Source organism: Dehalogenimonas sp. 4OHTPN (assembly GCF_040448695.1).
Taxonomy (GTDB): Bacteria; Chloroflexota; Dehalococcoidia; order Dehalococcoidales; family Dehalococcoidaceae; genus Dehalogenimonas.
Genome location: NZ_CP159307.1, coordinates 341707 through 355261, shown reverse-complemented (window position 1 = coordinate 355261; position 13555 = coordinate 341707). Strand labels below are relative to the sequence as shown.

Annotated in this window: 16 protein-coding genes; 6 read left to right on the top strand and 10 right to left on the bottom strand. The window is 56.2% G+C overall.

The window, feature by feature from the left end:
• Positions 1 to 3 precede the first annotated feature (3 nt).
• On the bottom strand, positions 4 to 447 hold the full coding sequence (locus tag ABV300_RS01870; RefSeq protein ID WP_353714866.1) for a YkgJ family cysteine cluster protein: 444 nt from the start codon (positions 445 to 447) through the stop codon (positions 4 to 6).
• A gap of 188 nt (positions 448 to 635) precedes the next feature.
• Between ABV300_RS01870 and ABV300_RS01865 the strand changes: the two genes are divergently transcribed.
• Positions 636 to 1502 carry a universal stress protein gene (locus tag ABV300_RS01865; RefSeq protein WP_353714865.1) on the top strand — a complete coding sequence of 289 codons (867 nt, stop codon included), beginning with the start codon at positions 636 to 638 and terminating at the stop codon, positions 1500 to 1502.
• 15 nt (positions 1503 to 1517) lie between these two features.
• Here the strand turns inward: ABV300_RS01865 and ABV300_RS01860 are convergent, their stop codons facing one another.
• From ABV300_RS01860 to uvrB, 3 genes are read right to left on the bottom strand one after another with little or no spacing between them, the layout of a single operon-like run.
• Positions 1518 to 2087, bottom strand: coding sequence for a class I SAM-dependent methyltransferase (locus ABV300_RS01860; protein WP_353714864.1), 570 nt, complete (start codon positions 2085 to 2087; stop codon positions 1518 to 1520).
• Positions 2084 to 2245 carry a hypothetical protein gene (locus ABV300_RS01855; protein WP_353714863.1) on the bottom strand — a complete coding sequence of 54 codons (162 nt, stop codon included), beginning with the start codon at positions 2243 to 2245 and terminating at the stop codon, positions 2084 to 2086. Before ABV300_RS01855 ends, ABV300_RS01860 begins: the two co-directional genes overlap by 4 nt.
• Positions 2235 to 4244, bottom strand: coding sequence for an excinuclease ABC subunit UvrB (uvrB, locus tag ABV300_RS01850; RefSeq protein WP_353714862.1), 2010 nt, complete (start codon positions 4242 to 4244; stop codon positions 2235 to 2237). Before uvrB ends, ABV300_RS01855 begins: the two co-directional genes overlap by 11 nt.
• A 66-nt stretch (positions 4245 to 4310) precedes the next feature.
• On the opposite strand from uvrB, the gene dxr reads away from it, so the two are divergent.
• From dxr to ABV300_RS01825, 5 genes are all read left to right on the top strand, one after another.
• The gene (gene dxr, locus ABV300_RS01845; RefSeq protein WP_353714861.1) at positions 4311 to 5435 is read left to right on the top strand and encodes a 1-deoxy-D-xylulose-5-phosphate reductoisomerase; all 1125 of its coding nucleotides are present in this window, start codon (positions 4311 to 4313) and stop codon (positions 5433 to 5435) included.
• 1 nt (position 5436) lies between these two features.
• Entirely contained in the window at positions 5437 to 6474 is a 1038-nt protein-coding gene (locus tag ABV300_RS01840) for a M50 family metallopeptidase (protein WP_353714860.1), read from the top strand.
• 41 nt (positions 6475 to 6515) lie between these two features.
• The gene (ispG, locus tag ABV300_RS01835; RefSeq protein WP_353715346.1) at positions 6516 to 7562 is read left to right on the top strand and encodes a flavodoxin-dependent (E)-4-hydroxy-3-methylbut-2-enyl-diphosphate synthase; all 1047 of its coding nucleotides are present in this window, start codon (positions 6516 to 6518) and stop codon (positions 7560 to 7562) included.
• A gap of 33 nt (positions 7563 to 7595) precedes the next feature.
• Positions 7596 to 8183: a hypothetical protein gene (locus ABV300_RS01830; RefSeq protein ID WP_353714859.1), complete on the top strand. Its 588-nt coding sequence runs from the start codon at positions 7596 to 7598 to the stop codon at positions 8181 to 8183.
• A gap of 86 nt (positions 8184 to 8269) precedes the next feature.
• Positions 8270 to 8407 carry a hypothetical protein gene (locus ABV300_RS01825; protein ID WP_353714858.1) on the top strand — a complete coding sequence of 46 codons (138 nt, stop codon included), beginning with the start codon at positions 8270 to 8272 and terminating at the stop codon, positions 8405 to 8407.
• A gap of 131 nt (positions 8408 to 8538) precedes the next feature.
• On the opposite strand, the gene ABV300_RS01820 is transcribed toward ABV300_RS01825, so the two are convergent.
• From ABV300_RS01820 to ABV300_RS01795, 6 genes are all read right to left on the bottom strand, one after another.
• The gene (locus ABV300_RS01820; RefSeq protein ID WP_353714857.1) at positions 8539 to 9525 is read right to left on the bottom strand and encodes a radical SAM protein; all 987 of its coding nucleotides are present in this window, start codon (positions 9523 to 9525) and stop codon (positions 8539 to 8541) included.
• An 87-nt stretch (positions 9526 to 9612) separates the two neighbouring features.
• Complete coding sequence (locus ABV300_RS01815) at positions 9613 to 9879, bottom strand: hypothetical protein (RefSeq protein ID WP_353714856.1); 267 nt, start codon at positions 9877 to 9879, stop codon at positions 9613 to 9615.
• 15 nt (positions 9880 to 9894) lie between these two features.
• A complete protein-coding gene (locus ABV300_RS01810; protein ID WP_353714855.1) occupies positions 9895 to 10470 on the bottom strand; it encodes a DUF3795 domain-containing protein in 576 nt (191 codons plus the stop codon).
• Positions 10471 to 10472: 2 nt separating this feature from the next.
• A complete protein-coding gene (gltX, locus tag ABV300_RS01805) occupies positions 10473 to 11936 on the bottom strand; it encodes a glutamate--tRNA ligase (RefSeq protein ID WP_353714854.1) in 1464 nt (487 codons plus the stop codon).
• A 141-nt stretch (positions 11937 to 12077) separates the two neighbouring features.
• Entirely contained in the window at positions 12078 to 12596 is a 519-nt protein-coding gene (locus tag ABV300_RS01800) for an RDD family protein (protein WP_353714853.1), read from the bottom strand.
• A gap of 65 nt (positions 12597 to 12661) precedes the next feature.
• Positions 12662 to 13555, bottom strand: a complete 894-nt coding sequence (locus tag ABV300_RS01795) for an RluA family pseudouridine synthase (protein ID WP_353714852.1) — start codon at positions 13553 to 13555, stop codon at positions 12662 to 12664.

The following is a 13555-nucleotide window of genomic DNA, read 5'->3' as shown; positions in this document are numbered from 1 at the left end:
AGTTTATTCCAGCGAAACGATGAACGCCTGCAGCGAGGCAATGTTTTCAGCTTTGCCGACGAAATGACCCGCTTCATCAAATCCTAGGTTCCAGCTCTTTGCCAGCCCATCGCGGCAGTCTTTTTTATCGGCGTCGGCATTCCATTCGACGCATGAAGCCGGTTTGAACTTCTGGATCCGGCAAAAGAAGGTTCTGTCGCCGGGTTGAGGTTCCAGAAAGACGCAGTGGCCGCCGCTGTGGCGCAGAAGCACCGTTTTAACGCCTGGCCAAGCATTGTCAAGATAGCCCGACTCGAAGGTGTCCCATTCAATCCTCAGCTTTTCGGCGATACGGTGAGCCTCGCCGATGGTCATCTGAACCTGGTATTTAGAGCAGCAGACGCCGCAGCAGAAACATCGAAAAGCTGGTTCGATTTCGTCGTCATTTTGTACCGGTTGAAGTGCCATTTATCACCTCATAAACCGAAAGCCTAAGGCGTGAGTCACGACCTCAGGCTCAGATCAGAAAGGTTTTATGTCTAATAGGCGGTATTATAGCCAAATCGCGTGAAGATGTCACCCGTGTTTGCCGTCGCGGTTAGCGGCGGGTATACTAAAGTTAACGCAGGCGAAGACTGAAAAAAGCGAGGGCTTCCATGCCCCAGATCAAGCAGGTGGTGATACCGCTGGACGGATCGGCCGAGGCCGAGATCACCCTGCCGTATGGTCTAGCCCTGGCGCAGCACTTCCAAGCCGCCCTGGAACTCGTTTCTGTGGACGAAAGCGGAGGCGCGGACACTACCAACCTGTTCCGCAGCTACCACCAGCACCTCGACGAACGACTCAAGACTAAATACCCAGGCGCTCCCGCCTGGCAGACCTACCTCCGCAGCGGTAAGGCGCCGGATGAGATAAACAAATTCATCGCCGAGAAAAATGCCGACCTGGTAATCCTGTCCGCCCACGGCTCCTCCGGCCGCGGCGCGGTGCTGTTGGGCAAGACGGCGGCCAAGATACTCTCAGGCATCACCAAGCCCGCCATACTGGTTCAGACCCCGCCGCCGGAGGGCTCACCATTGTTCAGTAAGATCCTGGTTCCGCTGGACGGTTCCGGCATCGGCCAGGCAGCGCTAGACCTGGTTGCTGAACTGGCCCCGGCTTTCGGCGCCGAGATAGTGCTCATCCAAGTAGTTGAACCGGTGCGCTATATGCCCTCCGTCGACGGCCTGGGCGCCTATACGTTGCCTATCGATGACGCCGAAATCGAAAAAGAGGCGAACGCCTTCTTAACCAAGCGCGCCGAAACACTGCGGCAGAAGGGCATCAAGGTGTCAACGGTGGTCAAGACCGGCTCAGCGGCAGATCTAATCCTGAAATATGCATCAGAAAACAAGGCCGATCTTATTGCCATGTCCACCCACGGTCTTTCCGGCATTACTCGCTGGGTCTTCGGTTCCGTCACTGAGAAGATTATGCAGTATGGGACACTGCCGGTTCTCGTCGTCCACCCGCCCGGAGGTTGAACCAGGCTGTCTTCGCTATTTCAGGCCGAGACTGTAATAATGCTTCTCCGTCCAGTTATCGCACCGGAAGTCTTTAAAGCCCGCCCAACGGAACATGGCTTCAATTTTTTCGGCAGATATTCTTATCTTCTGCGGCGGGCCGGGGCTGTCGTATTCCGCCCGCCACTCCATCGCCAGCAGCCTGCCGCCCGGCTTTAATAACCGGTAAGCTTCATCGAGTGCCTTCTGCGGCTCTTTGGTCTCGTGTAGGATGAATGCCGCCAGACAGAATTCGGCGATAGCGTCATCCAGGCTGGTTTTAGTGAAGTCCGATTTGACCGGCAGGACACTTTTTGGCGGCTTGCGGGATTTCAGGATATCGAGCATGGCGTCGGAGTCATCGACGGCGTAGACATGGCCCGTGGTTCCGACGATCTCCGCCATAGGTAAGGCAAACGTCCCTGTACCGCAGCCCAGGTCGACGCAGACCATCCCGGCTTTCACCCCGCCGGTCTCGCGGATAAGTTCAGGAATCCTTAACTCGGCGATGCGGCCTGGGTTGTCCAAGCGGGCGGATTTGCCGGTGTCGAAATGATTATTGGTCATCTGCTAGATTTCTTTTCCCCGGCCCGCCGCTCAACGCTTTGCCTGTATATCAAAGCGATTGACTTGCCGTGATGGGTCATCTTGGAGCCCTTGGCTGCCCGCCGCCTTTCTCGGCGCTCCTGGCGGGTGCCGTAATCTCTTTCTTCGCTATTTACCATGGGGTCTGGCCTCTGGCTCTATCAATTCCCGCTTCAACTCCACGATGCGATCACGGAGAAGGGCAGCGCGCTCAAAGTCCATCAGCTTGGCGGAGCGCTTCATCTGTGTCTCCAGTTCTCGGACGAGCCGCGCCAAGTCTTCCTTCGTCAGCGGCGTAGCCTTGTAGGCTGCGGCCTGTGACTCGGCCAACACTGTCTCGGCGGTGCGGATGCGCTCGGTGATGTCTTTGATGGCTTTCCGAATGCCCTGCGGTGTGATACCGTGCTTGGCATTGTAGGCCTCCTGAACAGCCCGCCGCCGCTTGATCTCGGTGATGGCGCGGTCCATGGAATCGGTCAGTGTGTCGGCGTACATGATGACTTTCCCGTCCACATGGCGGGCGGCGCGGCCCATGGTCTGGATGAGCGCCCATTCTGAACGGAGAAAGCCCTCCTTGTCAGCGTCCAGGATGGCAACCAGTGAGACTTCCGGTAGGTCCAGGCCCTCACGCAGCAGGTTGATGCCTACGACGACGTCGTAGACCCCAAGCCGCAAATCTCGTAAAATCTCGACACGTTCGAAGGTCTCCACCTCGGAATGAAGGTACTGGGTCTTGATGCCGGATTCGCTGAGGTATTCTGACAGCTTCTCAGCAAGTTTCTTGGTGAGAGTTGTCACCAGGCAGCGCTCACCCTTTTCGACGCGGAGTTTTATCTGGTGAATCAGGTCGTCAACCTGACCTTCCGCAGGTTTGACCTCTATCACCGGCTCTAACAAGCCGGTCGGTCGGACAAGCTGCTCGACAGTGTTTAGGGAATGCTCTTTTTCATAAAGCCCCGGCGTCGCCGAAACGTATATTACCTGGGAAAACCGCTGCCGGAATTCCGAGAAATTGAGTGGCCGGTTGTCCAGGGCGGACGGCAGGCGGAAGCCGTAGTCCACCAGGATTTCCTTACGTGCCCGATCGCCGTTATACATGCCACGTATTTGCGGCAGCGACATGTGTGACTCATCAATAAACAGGATGTAGTCCTTGGGGAAGTAGTCTAGCAGCGTCCACGGGGATGATCCGGCGGGCCGGCCGGCGAGGTGGCGGGCATAGTTCTCCACGCCGTTGCAGTAGCCGGCCTGCTCCAGCATCTCCAGGTCGTAGTTTGTGCGCTGCTCCAGGCGCGCCGCTTCGAGCAGCTTGCCCTCGTTCTTGAGCTGACCGGTGCGCTCGGCCAGCTCCTCGCGGATGGCCTGTATCGCCTTTATGAGCTTCTCCGGTGAAGTAACGAAATGTTTGGCCGGGTAGACGTCGACTAACTTTAGTTCTTCCAAGTATTCTCCGGTCAGCGGATCAATACGTACTATGCGCTCGATCTCTTCGCCGAAGAACTCCACCCGGAGGGCGGTTTCCTCGTAAGCCGGCTGCAATTCCAGAGTATCGCCGCGGAGGCGGAATTTCCCCCTGGAGAAGTCAAGGTCATTACGCTCGTACTGCATGTCCACTAGGCGGCGTAAAATGTCGCTCCGATTGTACCTCGCCCCTTTCTCAAGATTCAGGATGAACTTCATATACTCTTCCGGCTCGCCCAGGCCGTAGATGCAGGACACCGAGGCGACGATAATGACATCCCGCCGAGACAGCAGCGACCGGGTGGCAGCATGCCGCAGCTTGTCGATTTCGTCGTTGATGTCGGCGTCCTTTTCAATGTACATGTCCTTTGAGGGGACATAAGCCTCGGGCTGGTAATAGTCGTAGTAACTGACGAAATACTCCACAGCGTTATTTGGGAAGAACTCCCGGAATTCGGCGTAGAGTTGGGCAGCCAGAGTCTTATTGTGAGAGATAATCAGCGCCGGACGGCCGCAGCGGGCGATAATGTTAGCCATGGTGAAGGTTTTGCCCGACCCGGTGACGCCGAGCAGTGTCTGGTCCTTGAAGCCGTCAGCCAAACCCTGGGTCAAACCGGACACCGCCTGTGGTTGGTCGCCCATGAGTCCAAAATCGGAAACGAGATTGAATTCAGTCATATTTGAATTATAGGGCATCGGCTATAAAAGACAAGACCCCCTCGTTTACGGTATTATGTTTATGTAATGACACCGAAAAAACTAGCCGTCCTGGGTTCGACCGGCAGTATCGGACAGCAGGCTCTGGACGTAGCCCGCCGGCATCCATCTAAAGTTTCGGTCGTTGGTTTGGCTGCGGGCGAAAATTTCACACTGGCGCAAAAACAGGCTGACGAATTCCGCCCCCGTTTCATATCCTGCGCGGCCAAGCAGCTGACTTGCGGCAACTCAGTATGCTTACCGCTGGAGACAATGGCGACGCATCCCGATGTAGATATCGTCATCGTCGCTCTCCCTGGAGGCGCCGGACTGGGTCCTGCCCTCGCAGCGGCGAGGGCAGGCAAGATAATCGCTCTGGCAAATAAGGAATGCCTAGTCGCTGCCGGCGAGATATTGCTCGCTGAAGCCCGAAAGCACGGCGCCCAGGTCCGCCCGGTAGACTCGGAACATTCGGCCATCTGGCAATGCCTCACCGGCGAACCCAACCAACCGGAAAAGCTCATTTTAACAGCCTCCGGAGGGCCGTTCCGCGACTACCCGGCCGAAAGAATAGCGGCGGTGACACCGGAGCAGGCGCTGGCCCACCCTTCGTGGAAGATGGGCAAAAAGGTGACTATCGACTCAGCGACGTTGATGAACAAAGGCCTCGAGGTTATCGAGGCACACCGGCTCTACGGCTTGCCTTACGAGCGCATCGAAGTGGTCATTCACCCGCAGTCCATCATCCACTCGATGGTCGAGTTCGCCGACGGCGCGATTAAAGCTCAACTTTCACCACCGGATATGCGGCTTCCAATACAATACGCTCTTTCCTACCCCGAACGCTGGGACAACCCGGACCTGCCGCGGGCTGATTGGGTCAAAATCGGTCGTCTCGATTTTTCAGCACCGGACTTCGATAAATTCCCCTGTCTAAAATTGGCTATCGAGGCGGGCAAACGAGGAAACACCTTTCCTGCGGTTTTGTCTGCCGCTGACGAAACCGCGGTCAATCTGTTCCTCGACCGCAAAATTGCCTTCACCGACATTGCCCGGCTGGTGGGGAAAGCGCTCAATGGACATAACCCGGTGAGCGAAATTTCGTTAGAAAGTATAGCCGCGGCTGAAGCCTGGGCGCGGCGTAAAGTTTCCGATCTGGCAAGGAGTCTCTAGTTTGTTTACGATATTGGTCTTTCTGCTGGTGCTGGCAGTCGTGGTACTGTCCCACGAAGCCGGGCATTTCTTTACTGCCAAAGCCTTCGGGGTTAAAGTTAACGAATTCGGCATCGGCTACCCGCCGCGGTTGTTCGCTGTCAAGAAGGGCGAAACCGAGTATTCGGTCAACCTGCTGCCGCTGGGCGGCTTCGTCAAGCTGTCCGGCGAGGAAGACCCGACGGCGCCGGGCTCGCTGGCCTCAAAAAGTCACGCCAAACGTATCACCGTGCTGGCATCCGGCGCGGCCGTAAACGCCCTGCTGCCTATAATATTTTTCACCGCCGCTATGATCTTGCCACACGACGTAGCTTCAGGGCGGATCGAGGTGGTCGAGGTATCGCCCGACTCGCCGGCCTCAAAAGCTGGCATCGTTCCCGGCGATGTCATCACCAGGCTGGATGGTCGTGACCTTATCAACAACAATGAGTTGGGCCGAGTTATAATCCTGAATCTGGGTGAAGCGATTCCCATGGAAATAGTTAAGGCAGATGGTACAACGCAGACGGTCTCTGTGACGCCTCGATGGAACCCGCCCGAAGGACAGGGCGCGGTAGGTATACGCACCCGGACTGCCGATGTCGTCATCGAAGAAACAACTGTGCCATTGTTCCGGGCTATCGGCCAGGGATTGCGTGAAGCCGGCGAGACCATGGTGCTTTTTAAAAACTCCATTTTGATGATGGTTTTCGGCGCCGACGCACAAATCGCCGGACCGGTCGGCATTGCCCAGATGACCGGCGAGGTAGCCCGAGCCGGAATTTCCCCACTGTTGGAGTTCACCGCTTTCCTGTCACTCAATTTGGCTATCCTGAATCTGCTGCCGATACCGGCGCTGGACGGCGGCCGTATCGCCTTCGTCGTTATAGAGTGGGCACGGAGAGGAAAGCGCATTGACCCGAAGGCCGAGGGTAAGATCCACTTCATCGGCTTCGTTATCCTCATCGGTTTGATCATCATGGTGACGTTCCAGGATATCCTTAGAATTGTCGGCGGATAAATCAGAAAAACGAAGTATAACCAATGACTGAATACCAGAGTATTACGAAGCGGCGGCAAAGCAAGGTCATTGACATCGGCGGCGTCACTGTCGGCGGCGGTGCGCCCGTTAGTGTCCAATCAATGACCAAGACCGACACCCGGGACGTTTCGGCGACTGTTGCCCAGATCAAAGAGTTAGCCGCGGCTGGTTGCGAGATCATCCGCTGCGGCGTGCCGGACATGGAGGCTGCCGAGGCACTGCGGCAAATCAAGAGTCGGAGCCCGATTCCAGTCATCGCCGATATCCATTTCGATTACCGCCTGGCTTTGAAGGCCATCGCCTCGGGCGTTGCTGGTTTGCGGATCAACCCGGGCAATATCGGCGATGCTAACCGCGTCAAGCAGGTGGTAACAGCGGCTAAAGAGAGACAAATCCCGATTCGAATCGGCGTCAACGGCGGCAGCCTGCCGCCGGAGTTCGAGCCGATGAAATCGTTGCACCAAAGGATGGTTGACTCGGCGATGGTACAGGTAAGGCTCCTTGAAAGCCTGGACTTTAACCTGATCAAGATTTCGCTCAAGGCTTTCGATGTGCCGGAGACTGTGGCGGCCTATCGAATGATTTCTTCCATGGTGGATTACCCTTTACACTTGGGCATGACCGAGGCAGGGACGCCGCGCACCGGTATCATCCGTTCGGCGGTGGGCATCGGGGCGCTCCTGGCTGAGGGCATCGGTGACACCATCCGTGTATCGCTCTCGGCACACCCCCGCGAGGAGATCGTCGCCGGTTACGAAATACTGAAAAGCCTCAACCTTCGCCAGCGGGGGGCTGTCCTGGTTAGCTGCCCGTCTTGTTCCCGTACGGAGGTGGACATTGTCGGTCTGGCCCAGCGGGTCGGAGATGCCCTCCTGGTCGTCGACAAGCCCATCAAAGTGGCGGTCATGGGCTGCGCCGTTAATGGCCCCGGCGAAGCGCGGGACGCCGATGTCGGCATCGCCTGCGGTAAGGGTCAGGGAATTATATTCCGCCGCGGCGAAAAGGCCAACGTGGTAGCCGAGTCGGAGTTCTTCACCGCCCTTTTAAATGAAATCAAAAACTTTTAGAATATAGTCCCGGCATCCGAACGAGGAGCAGCGTTGGATAATACATTCTGGCAAGCGGTTACAGCTTTATCAGTGGTTGTCCTAACCATTGGCTTCCTGGTCGGCATCGTTAAATATTTGCAGTTCCGCCGCCGCGACGACGCCAAACTGGCCATCGACCTGTTCCGCGACTTCCGCAGCGACGAGTTTAAAGCCGTAATCCGCAGCATCTATTCCGTAAAGCCGGAGCAATGGGCTACTCTGGCCGATTACCAGCGGGTCAGGATTGACCATTTGGTGGACTGGTTGAATCTGCTCGGCGCCGTCACCCGGAATAAGGAGATCAATGAGAACTTGGCCATCGAGACGCTGGCCGGGCCCACCGCCATCCGATGTTGGTACCGTCTGCTCCCCTACCTCCGGCAGGAGACCGAGCGGCGTGGTTTCTATTGCGACGCATTCGAGGATTTTACCCGCCGCTCATTAGCCCACTTCAAACAGAAAAATGTCCCTATCTGGTTCAACTGGGGCACCGAGCGTATTGAACTGGTGAAGCTCCTCCAAAAGCCGGAATTCAAACCGCGGACAATGGAAGAGATTCGCGGCAGCACCGGGTCAGCGGTTCAGGACAAAGCTTCATAATACGAGCAGTCTTTTCAGGTGGATTTCCCGGACAATGCTGTGTTATAATCCCTGGTCAGTTTCAAATTTCGGAGTTTATAACTACAATGGCTAAAAAAATTCCAGCCTCTGAAAAACGGCAGGTCTCTTTATCGGAATTCGCCGAAGGCGTCAACAAGAAAGACGAGGTTTCCGGCCTCAAGATTAAATTCGCTTTCTGCAACCGCAAACGCAAAGGCGGCTAATCCTGCTTGCCTCGCCGGGCGGTGGCCTTCGACAATCCCCTTCAAAGCTCGACACGGTCGAGCTTTTTGGCTTTTGTTAGGAGGACAGTAGTGTTGATGGATTGTCGTACCGGAATAACGGCTGCGCCAGATTACCCCCGCTCGAAGGGGTGACCTTCGAAGTTGAAATCCGGCAGGTAATAGTCCCTGGCGCCTTCGCCCTGAAGCCAACCGTTCTCCAAACCAAGGATGTCCAGCAGGTTAACTACACGGCGATATTCTGCGGCGGTGATGCTGCGGGCGATAGGCGGTACCTCCATCGCCCTGTGCCGCGGGTAGTATTGGGCCATCAAACTGACCGTTACCGAAGGCGACAGTTCAGAAGCGATCCAGCGCATTGATTCTTCGCTCCCGGCCAATTCATTAGGCAAGATCATGTGTCGGACAATCAGGCCGCGCACCGCGATATCGTCGCTGTCAACCACCAAGTTGCCGACCTGGCGGTACATTTCGGTTATTGCCGCCCGAGCGGTTGGTACATAGTGAGCGACATCTGACAGTTTAGCGGCGATGCTGTTGGAAGCGTATTTAAGATCCGGCAGGTAGATATCCACCACGCCTTCCAATTCCCGCAGCGTCTCCACGGCGTCATAAGCATTTGTGTTGTAGACAATCGGAAGATTCAAACCGCGCGGTACAGCCTCATAAATGGCGCGCATGATCTGCGGCACGTATTGAGTAGGACTGACCAGATTGATATTATGGCAGCCCAGGTCGTTCTGAACATACAGCATTCGGTTAGAAAGGCGCGAGGGTGTTATTTGATTGGGGCGCTGACGTTCCGGGTCCTGGGAAATCTGATAATTTTGGCAGTAGACGCAGCGAAGATTACAATTGCCGAAGAAGATTGTACCGGAGCCGCGGCTGCCGGAGATAGCCGGTTCCTCACCGCGATGGGCACAAACAGAGGCTACAGCCACCAGTTTGCCCGCGTTGCAGGAACCGATCTCTCCGTTCAGGCGGTTCGCTCCGCAGCGGCGGGGGCAAATATCGCAGTGTTCAAGACGAGCTTCAAGCCGCTGGGCCCTCTGTTCAAGCTCACCGGACTCGTAGAGTTGGATATAGCCAGGATCAGTCAAGGTAAAACCTCAGCGCGGAATATACTAAGCCCTTAAGCGTGCTGCGGCTAGGAAGGGCGGCGTCCCATGCCGCGCGACGACCGGGAGTTAATAAAGGAGCTTGCCTTGTTCCTTGAGCAGGTGCTCTACGTTCTTCCGCACTAAAGCGCAATCCGCCTCGTTTTTTAAAGCCAGGATTTTTATCAGGCCGGGCCAGACCTCTTCTTCAACGTTGCGGGGTACCGATAACACCGACCCTTTTTTTACGTCAGCCTTCCTGAAGAGCACCTTATTATCAATAGAATCCCAATACGGGATAATGCCGTATTTTACGAGCCAGTTTAACGCATCTTGACGTGACAGAGCCACACTCATAACAGACCAGCCTCCTTAAACCCGTCGCCTTAACTTTAGCGTCAAACCCTTTTGGGACGCAAGTTCACTGAAAGCTTGCCTAAGAAGCGTTGTTCTACCTTTCATTTCAGAGATCCTCGAAAGGTCATCAGATAGGTTCCCGAGCACTGACTGGAGTTCGTCAAGCGCCAGCAGTTGTACAGCCAGGCAGAAAAATCCTTTACTTCGGCCATCGTTGTATGTTGCCAGCAACTCGGCGAGGAAAGCCGCCCGCTCTTCTTGCATCCGGGCAAACTTACTGATGCCCGTTTCACGGATGCGACGATGGTTGGCAGGCACCGGCAGGTACGAGATGAACGAATCAGCGGTGGCGGCCGCTTTGAATACCCTGTCAAGCCTGGCACAGCCTTGGGTCTCGGGACACTCAGCGCAACACTCCATATGGTGTTCCTTAACACAGCACCGCTGTACAGAGCAACCCGGGCTGATATAAGCCTCGGCGGCACAGCCAGGGCATCGCGATGGACCATCGGTATGGTAACGGGGACATAGTCCGCAATCCAGGCCACAGGCGCCGATTGCAGGAATCCGTTTGAAAACCCGCGTTCCCATGATTACTCCGGCAGTTCGTAGGTCTTGGCAACGGCTCCGTTCAACCGTTTGATTGTCCGTTCCCGTCCCAGCACCGCCATGGTCTGAAAGAGCGGCGGTGATACCGTTTGCCCGGTGACTGCCACCCGCAGGCAACCGAAGAGCTGGCCAGGTTTGAGCCCCAGTTCCCCTGCTAAGGCCCGAAGCGAGTCCTCCATTGCTTGAATAGTGAACGGGTCAAGCTTCAACAGACGATCAAGGGACAGTTCGAGAGCCTGCCGCGTCGAAATGGTGGTGAATCCTTTGCCTGCCAGGTCGACAGCATGGTATTCCAAGTTCTCGTGGAAAAAGAACCGGGTCAGTTCGGGCTGATCACGCAGGTCGCCTAGCTTCTTCACCCGCTCCTGGATAAGTGCCAGGACGCCCTTAAGATATTCCCTATCATATGCTGCCGCCTCCGGCACCCCTGCCTCCAGAAAAAGCCTCGCCCGGTCGGTGAATTCGTCCAGTGACAGCGCCCGGATGTAGGAGCCGTTCATCCAGTCCAGCTTCTCGATGTTGAAGATGGCCGCCGTCTTGGAGATGCGCTCCAGTGAGAAATTCTCGATGACTTTTTTGACTTCCATGATCTCGGTGGTGGCATCCAGCGACCAGCCGAGGAGAGACAAAAAGTTGACCATCGTCTCCGGCAAGTAGCCCTGGTCCTTGTATTCGATAATTGATACGGCGCCGTGGCGCTTGGACAGCTTCGAGCGGTCCGGGCCTAAAATCATCGGCAGATGGGCATAGACTGGCGGCTCGTAGCCCATGGCCTTATATAGTTGGATATGTTTGGGCGTGCTGGACAACCATTCCTCGGCGCGCATGACATGGGAGATCTTCATCTCGTGGTCGTCGACGATATTGGCCAGGTGATACGTCGGAAAGCCATCGCTCTTTAAGAGAACGAAGTCATCGAGCAGTGAATTGTCGAAGGTCACCTCACCGCGGATGACGTCGTGGAAGGTGGTCGTCCCCGTCAGCGGTACCTTGAAGCGTACCACCGGGGTGACGCCCCCCGGGGTGATATCGCACTTGTCGCGGCATTTGCGGTCATAGCCGGTCGGCTGTTTGGCTGCTGTTTGGGCTGCCCGCACTTCCTCCAGCCGCTCCGAGGAGCAGTAACAGGGGTAAGCGTAGCCGCTCTCGATGAGCTTCTCCGCCGCCGCCCGGTACTTTTCCAGGCGCTGCGACTGAAAATAAGGCCCGTAGCCGCCATCCCTCTCCGGTCCTTCGTCCCAGTCCATGCCCAGCCAGAGCAGGCCGTCCAGAATGGCTTCCACGGCGCCGGGGACGTAGCGCGCCTGGTCGGTGTCCTCAATCCGGACAATAAACTTACCGCCATGGTGACGGGCGAACAACCAGTTGAACAGGGCGGTGCGGATGTTGCCCACATGTGGGTAGCCGGTAGGTGAAGGGGCGTAACGGACTCTGACTGTATCGGTCATTTATTCCTCGATCCAATTCTGAAGCGCGTACTCCGAAAACCGAAACAAATCACAATTCGACATCGCTCAAAGATCAATAGGTATTGAATATTCGGTTATTCGAGTTTGTTGCGAATTTCGATGTTCGGATTTTGTATTTTACTATACCGCTGCCGTAGGCGGGGCGGCATGATTGACCTCGACGACAGGCGGCAGTTTGATAACGACCGTATCGGCGATCTTATCATGCCAGCCCTGCTTGCGGGAGTCGAAGGCAATCCAGACGAAGCCGAGAAACAAGGGAAGGATCGAAATGATATAGCCGAGGTAGCGGATCACGGCATGACCAGCATCAACGGCGGTGCCGTCGGAGCGGATAACTTTCATACCTAAAAGCATCATTCCCAGGGTCTGGCCGCGCCAGACCCAAAAGACAGCGAAATATACGCCACTTAGGATGACCGACATGACATTGGCTAGGGCGTTGGCCTGAGCAGCCCAGATGGCAGCATCGAATGAGGTGTGAATTTCGAAAACCCGTCCGAAATCAGGCCACAGCAACGGCTCAAAGAAGGCTGAGAAGGCGGCGATAACAAAGGCGTCCACTATGTAAGCGCCGAATCGGCGCCAAAATCCCGCGTATTCAAGCGCAATGGCGCCCTTGGTTTTAACTTCAGACATCAGAATAGAAAGCCTCCGGAACTCGAAGGGCAATATGTTATTATACAACGCACGGTGAACGATAGCTATATTAGGCGGGACAGCGGGGCAGCCAAGTCCGGCGGTAATTCCGAGGTGAACTCCAGAATCGCTCCGGTCGAAGGCTGCTTGAATTTTAGCCGGTGGGCGTGGACGAACTGGCGCGGGAAAATCTCCGACCGGACGCCATAGGTATCATCGCCTACAACCGGGTAACCGATGGCTGATAGATGCACCCGTATTTGATGGGTTCGGCCGGTAAAGATGCGCACTTCGAGCAAGGTATAATGCCTGAAATATTTCGCGACGAGATACTGGCTTCGGGCTTCCCGGCCGAACTCAGTAACCGCCATCTTCTTGCGGGCAACCGGATGGCGGCCGATGGCGGCGTCAATAATACCAGCCGACGGCTCGACGCGTCCTTTGACCAAAACCTGATAGACTTTTGTCACTTCACGCCTTTTGAACTGGTCGGAGAGAGCGGCCTTTGTCTGGCGGGAGCGGGCGACGACCATCAGCCCGGAGGTATCCTTATCAAGCCGGTGAACGATGCCGGGCCGGTCGCCTTCGGCCTCAGCCAGTTCCGGGTACCGTGAGAGAATAGCGTTCAAGAGGGTGCCGCCCGGATGACCCGGAGCCGGGTGGGTGGTCAGGCCAGCCGGTTTTTCAACAACCGCCAGGTCATTGTCTTCGTAGAGTACTCGAAGCGGGATGGCTTCGGGGGTGATGCCGCTCGGCGGTGGAGACGGGATGTTCACCTCGACCCGGTCACCCTCTTTCACCAAGTGGGACGGTTTGACCTTTCCGCCGTTTACGGTGATCTGCCCGCCGTCGATGAGTGCACGCACCCGGGCACGAGACAACCCCGAGTCTTTTCCGGCGATGAATTTGTCGAGCCTGAGACCGCCGGCCTCGGCCACCAATTCCAAGCGGCGGTCCAA

Coding starts and splice junctions, on each gene's coding strand:
- ABV300_RS01870 (WP_353714866.1), bottom strand. CDS start 447: ATGGCACTTCAACCGGTACAAAATGACGACGAAATCGAACCAGCTTTT.
- ABV300_RS01865 (WP_353714865.1), top strand. CDS start 636: ATGCCCCAGATCAAGCAGGTGGTGATACCGCTGGACGGATCGGCCGAG.
- ABV300_RS01860 (WP_353714864.1), bottom strand. CDS start 2,087: ATGACCAATAATCATTTCGACACCGGCAAATCCGCCCGCTTGGACAAC.
- ABV300_RS01855 (WP_353714863.1), bottom strand. CDS start 2,245: ATGGTAAATAGCGAAGAAAGAGATTACGGCACCCGCCAGGAGCGCCGA.
- uvrB (WP_353714862.1), bottom strand. CDS start 4,244: ATGACTGAATTCAATCTCGTTTCCGATTTTGGACTCATGGGCGACCAA.
- dxr (WP_353714861.1), top strand. CDS start 4,311: ATGACACCGAAAAAACTAGCCGTCCTGGGTTCGACCGGCAGTATCGGA.
- ABV300_RS01825 (WP_353714858.1), top strand. CDS start 8,270: ATGGCTAAAAAAATTCCAGCCTCTGAAAAACGGCAGGTCTCTTTATCG.
- ABV300_RS01815 (WP_353714856.1), bottom strand. CDS start 9,879: ATGAGTGTGGCTCTGTCACGTCAAGATGCGTTAAACTGGCTCGTAAAA.
- ABV300_RS01810 (WP_353714855.1), bottom strand. CDS start 10,470: ATGGGAACGCGGGTTTTCAAACGGATTCCTGCAATCGGCGCCTGTGGC.
- gltX (WP_353714854.1), bottom strand. CDS start 11,936: ATGACCGATACAGTCAGAGTCCGTTACGCCCCTTCACCTACCGGCTAC.
- ABV300_RS01800 (WP_353714853.1), bottom strand. CDS start 12,596: ATGTCTGAAGTTAAAACCAAGGGCGCCATTGCGCTTGAATACGCGGGA.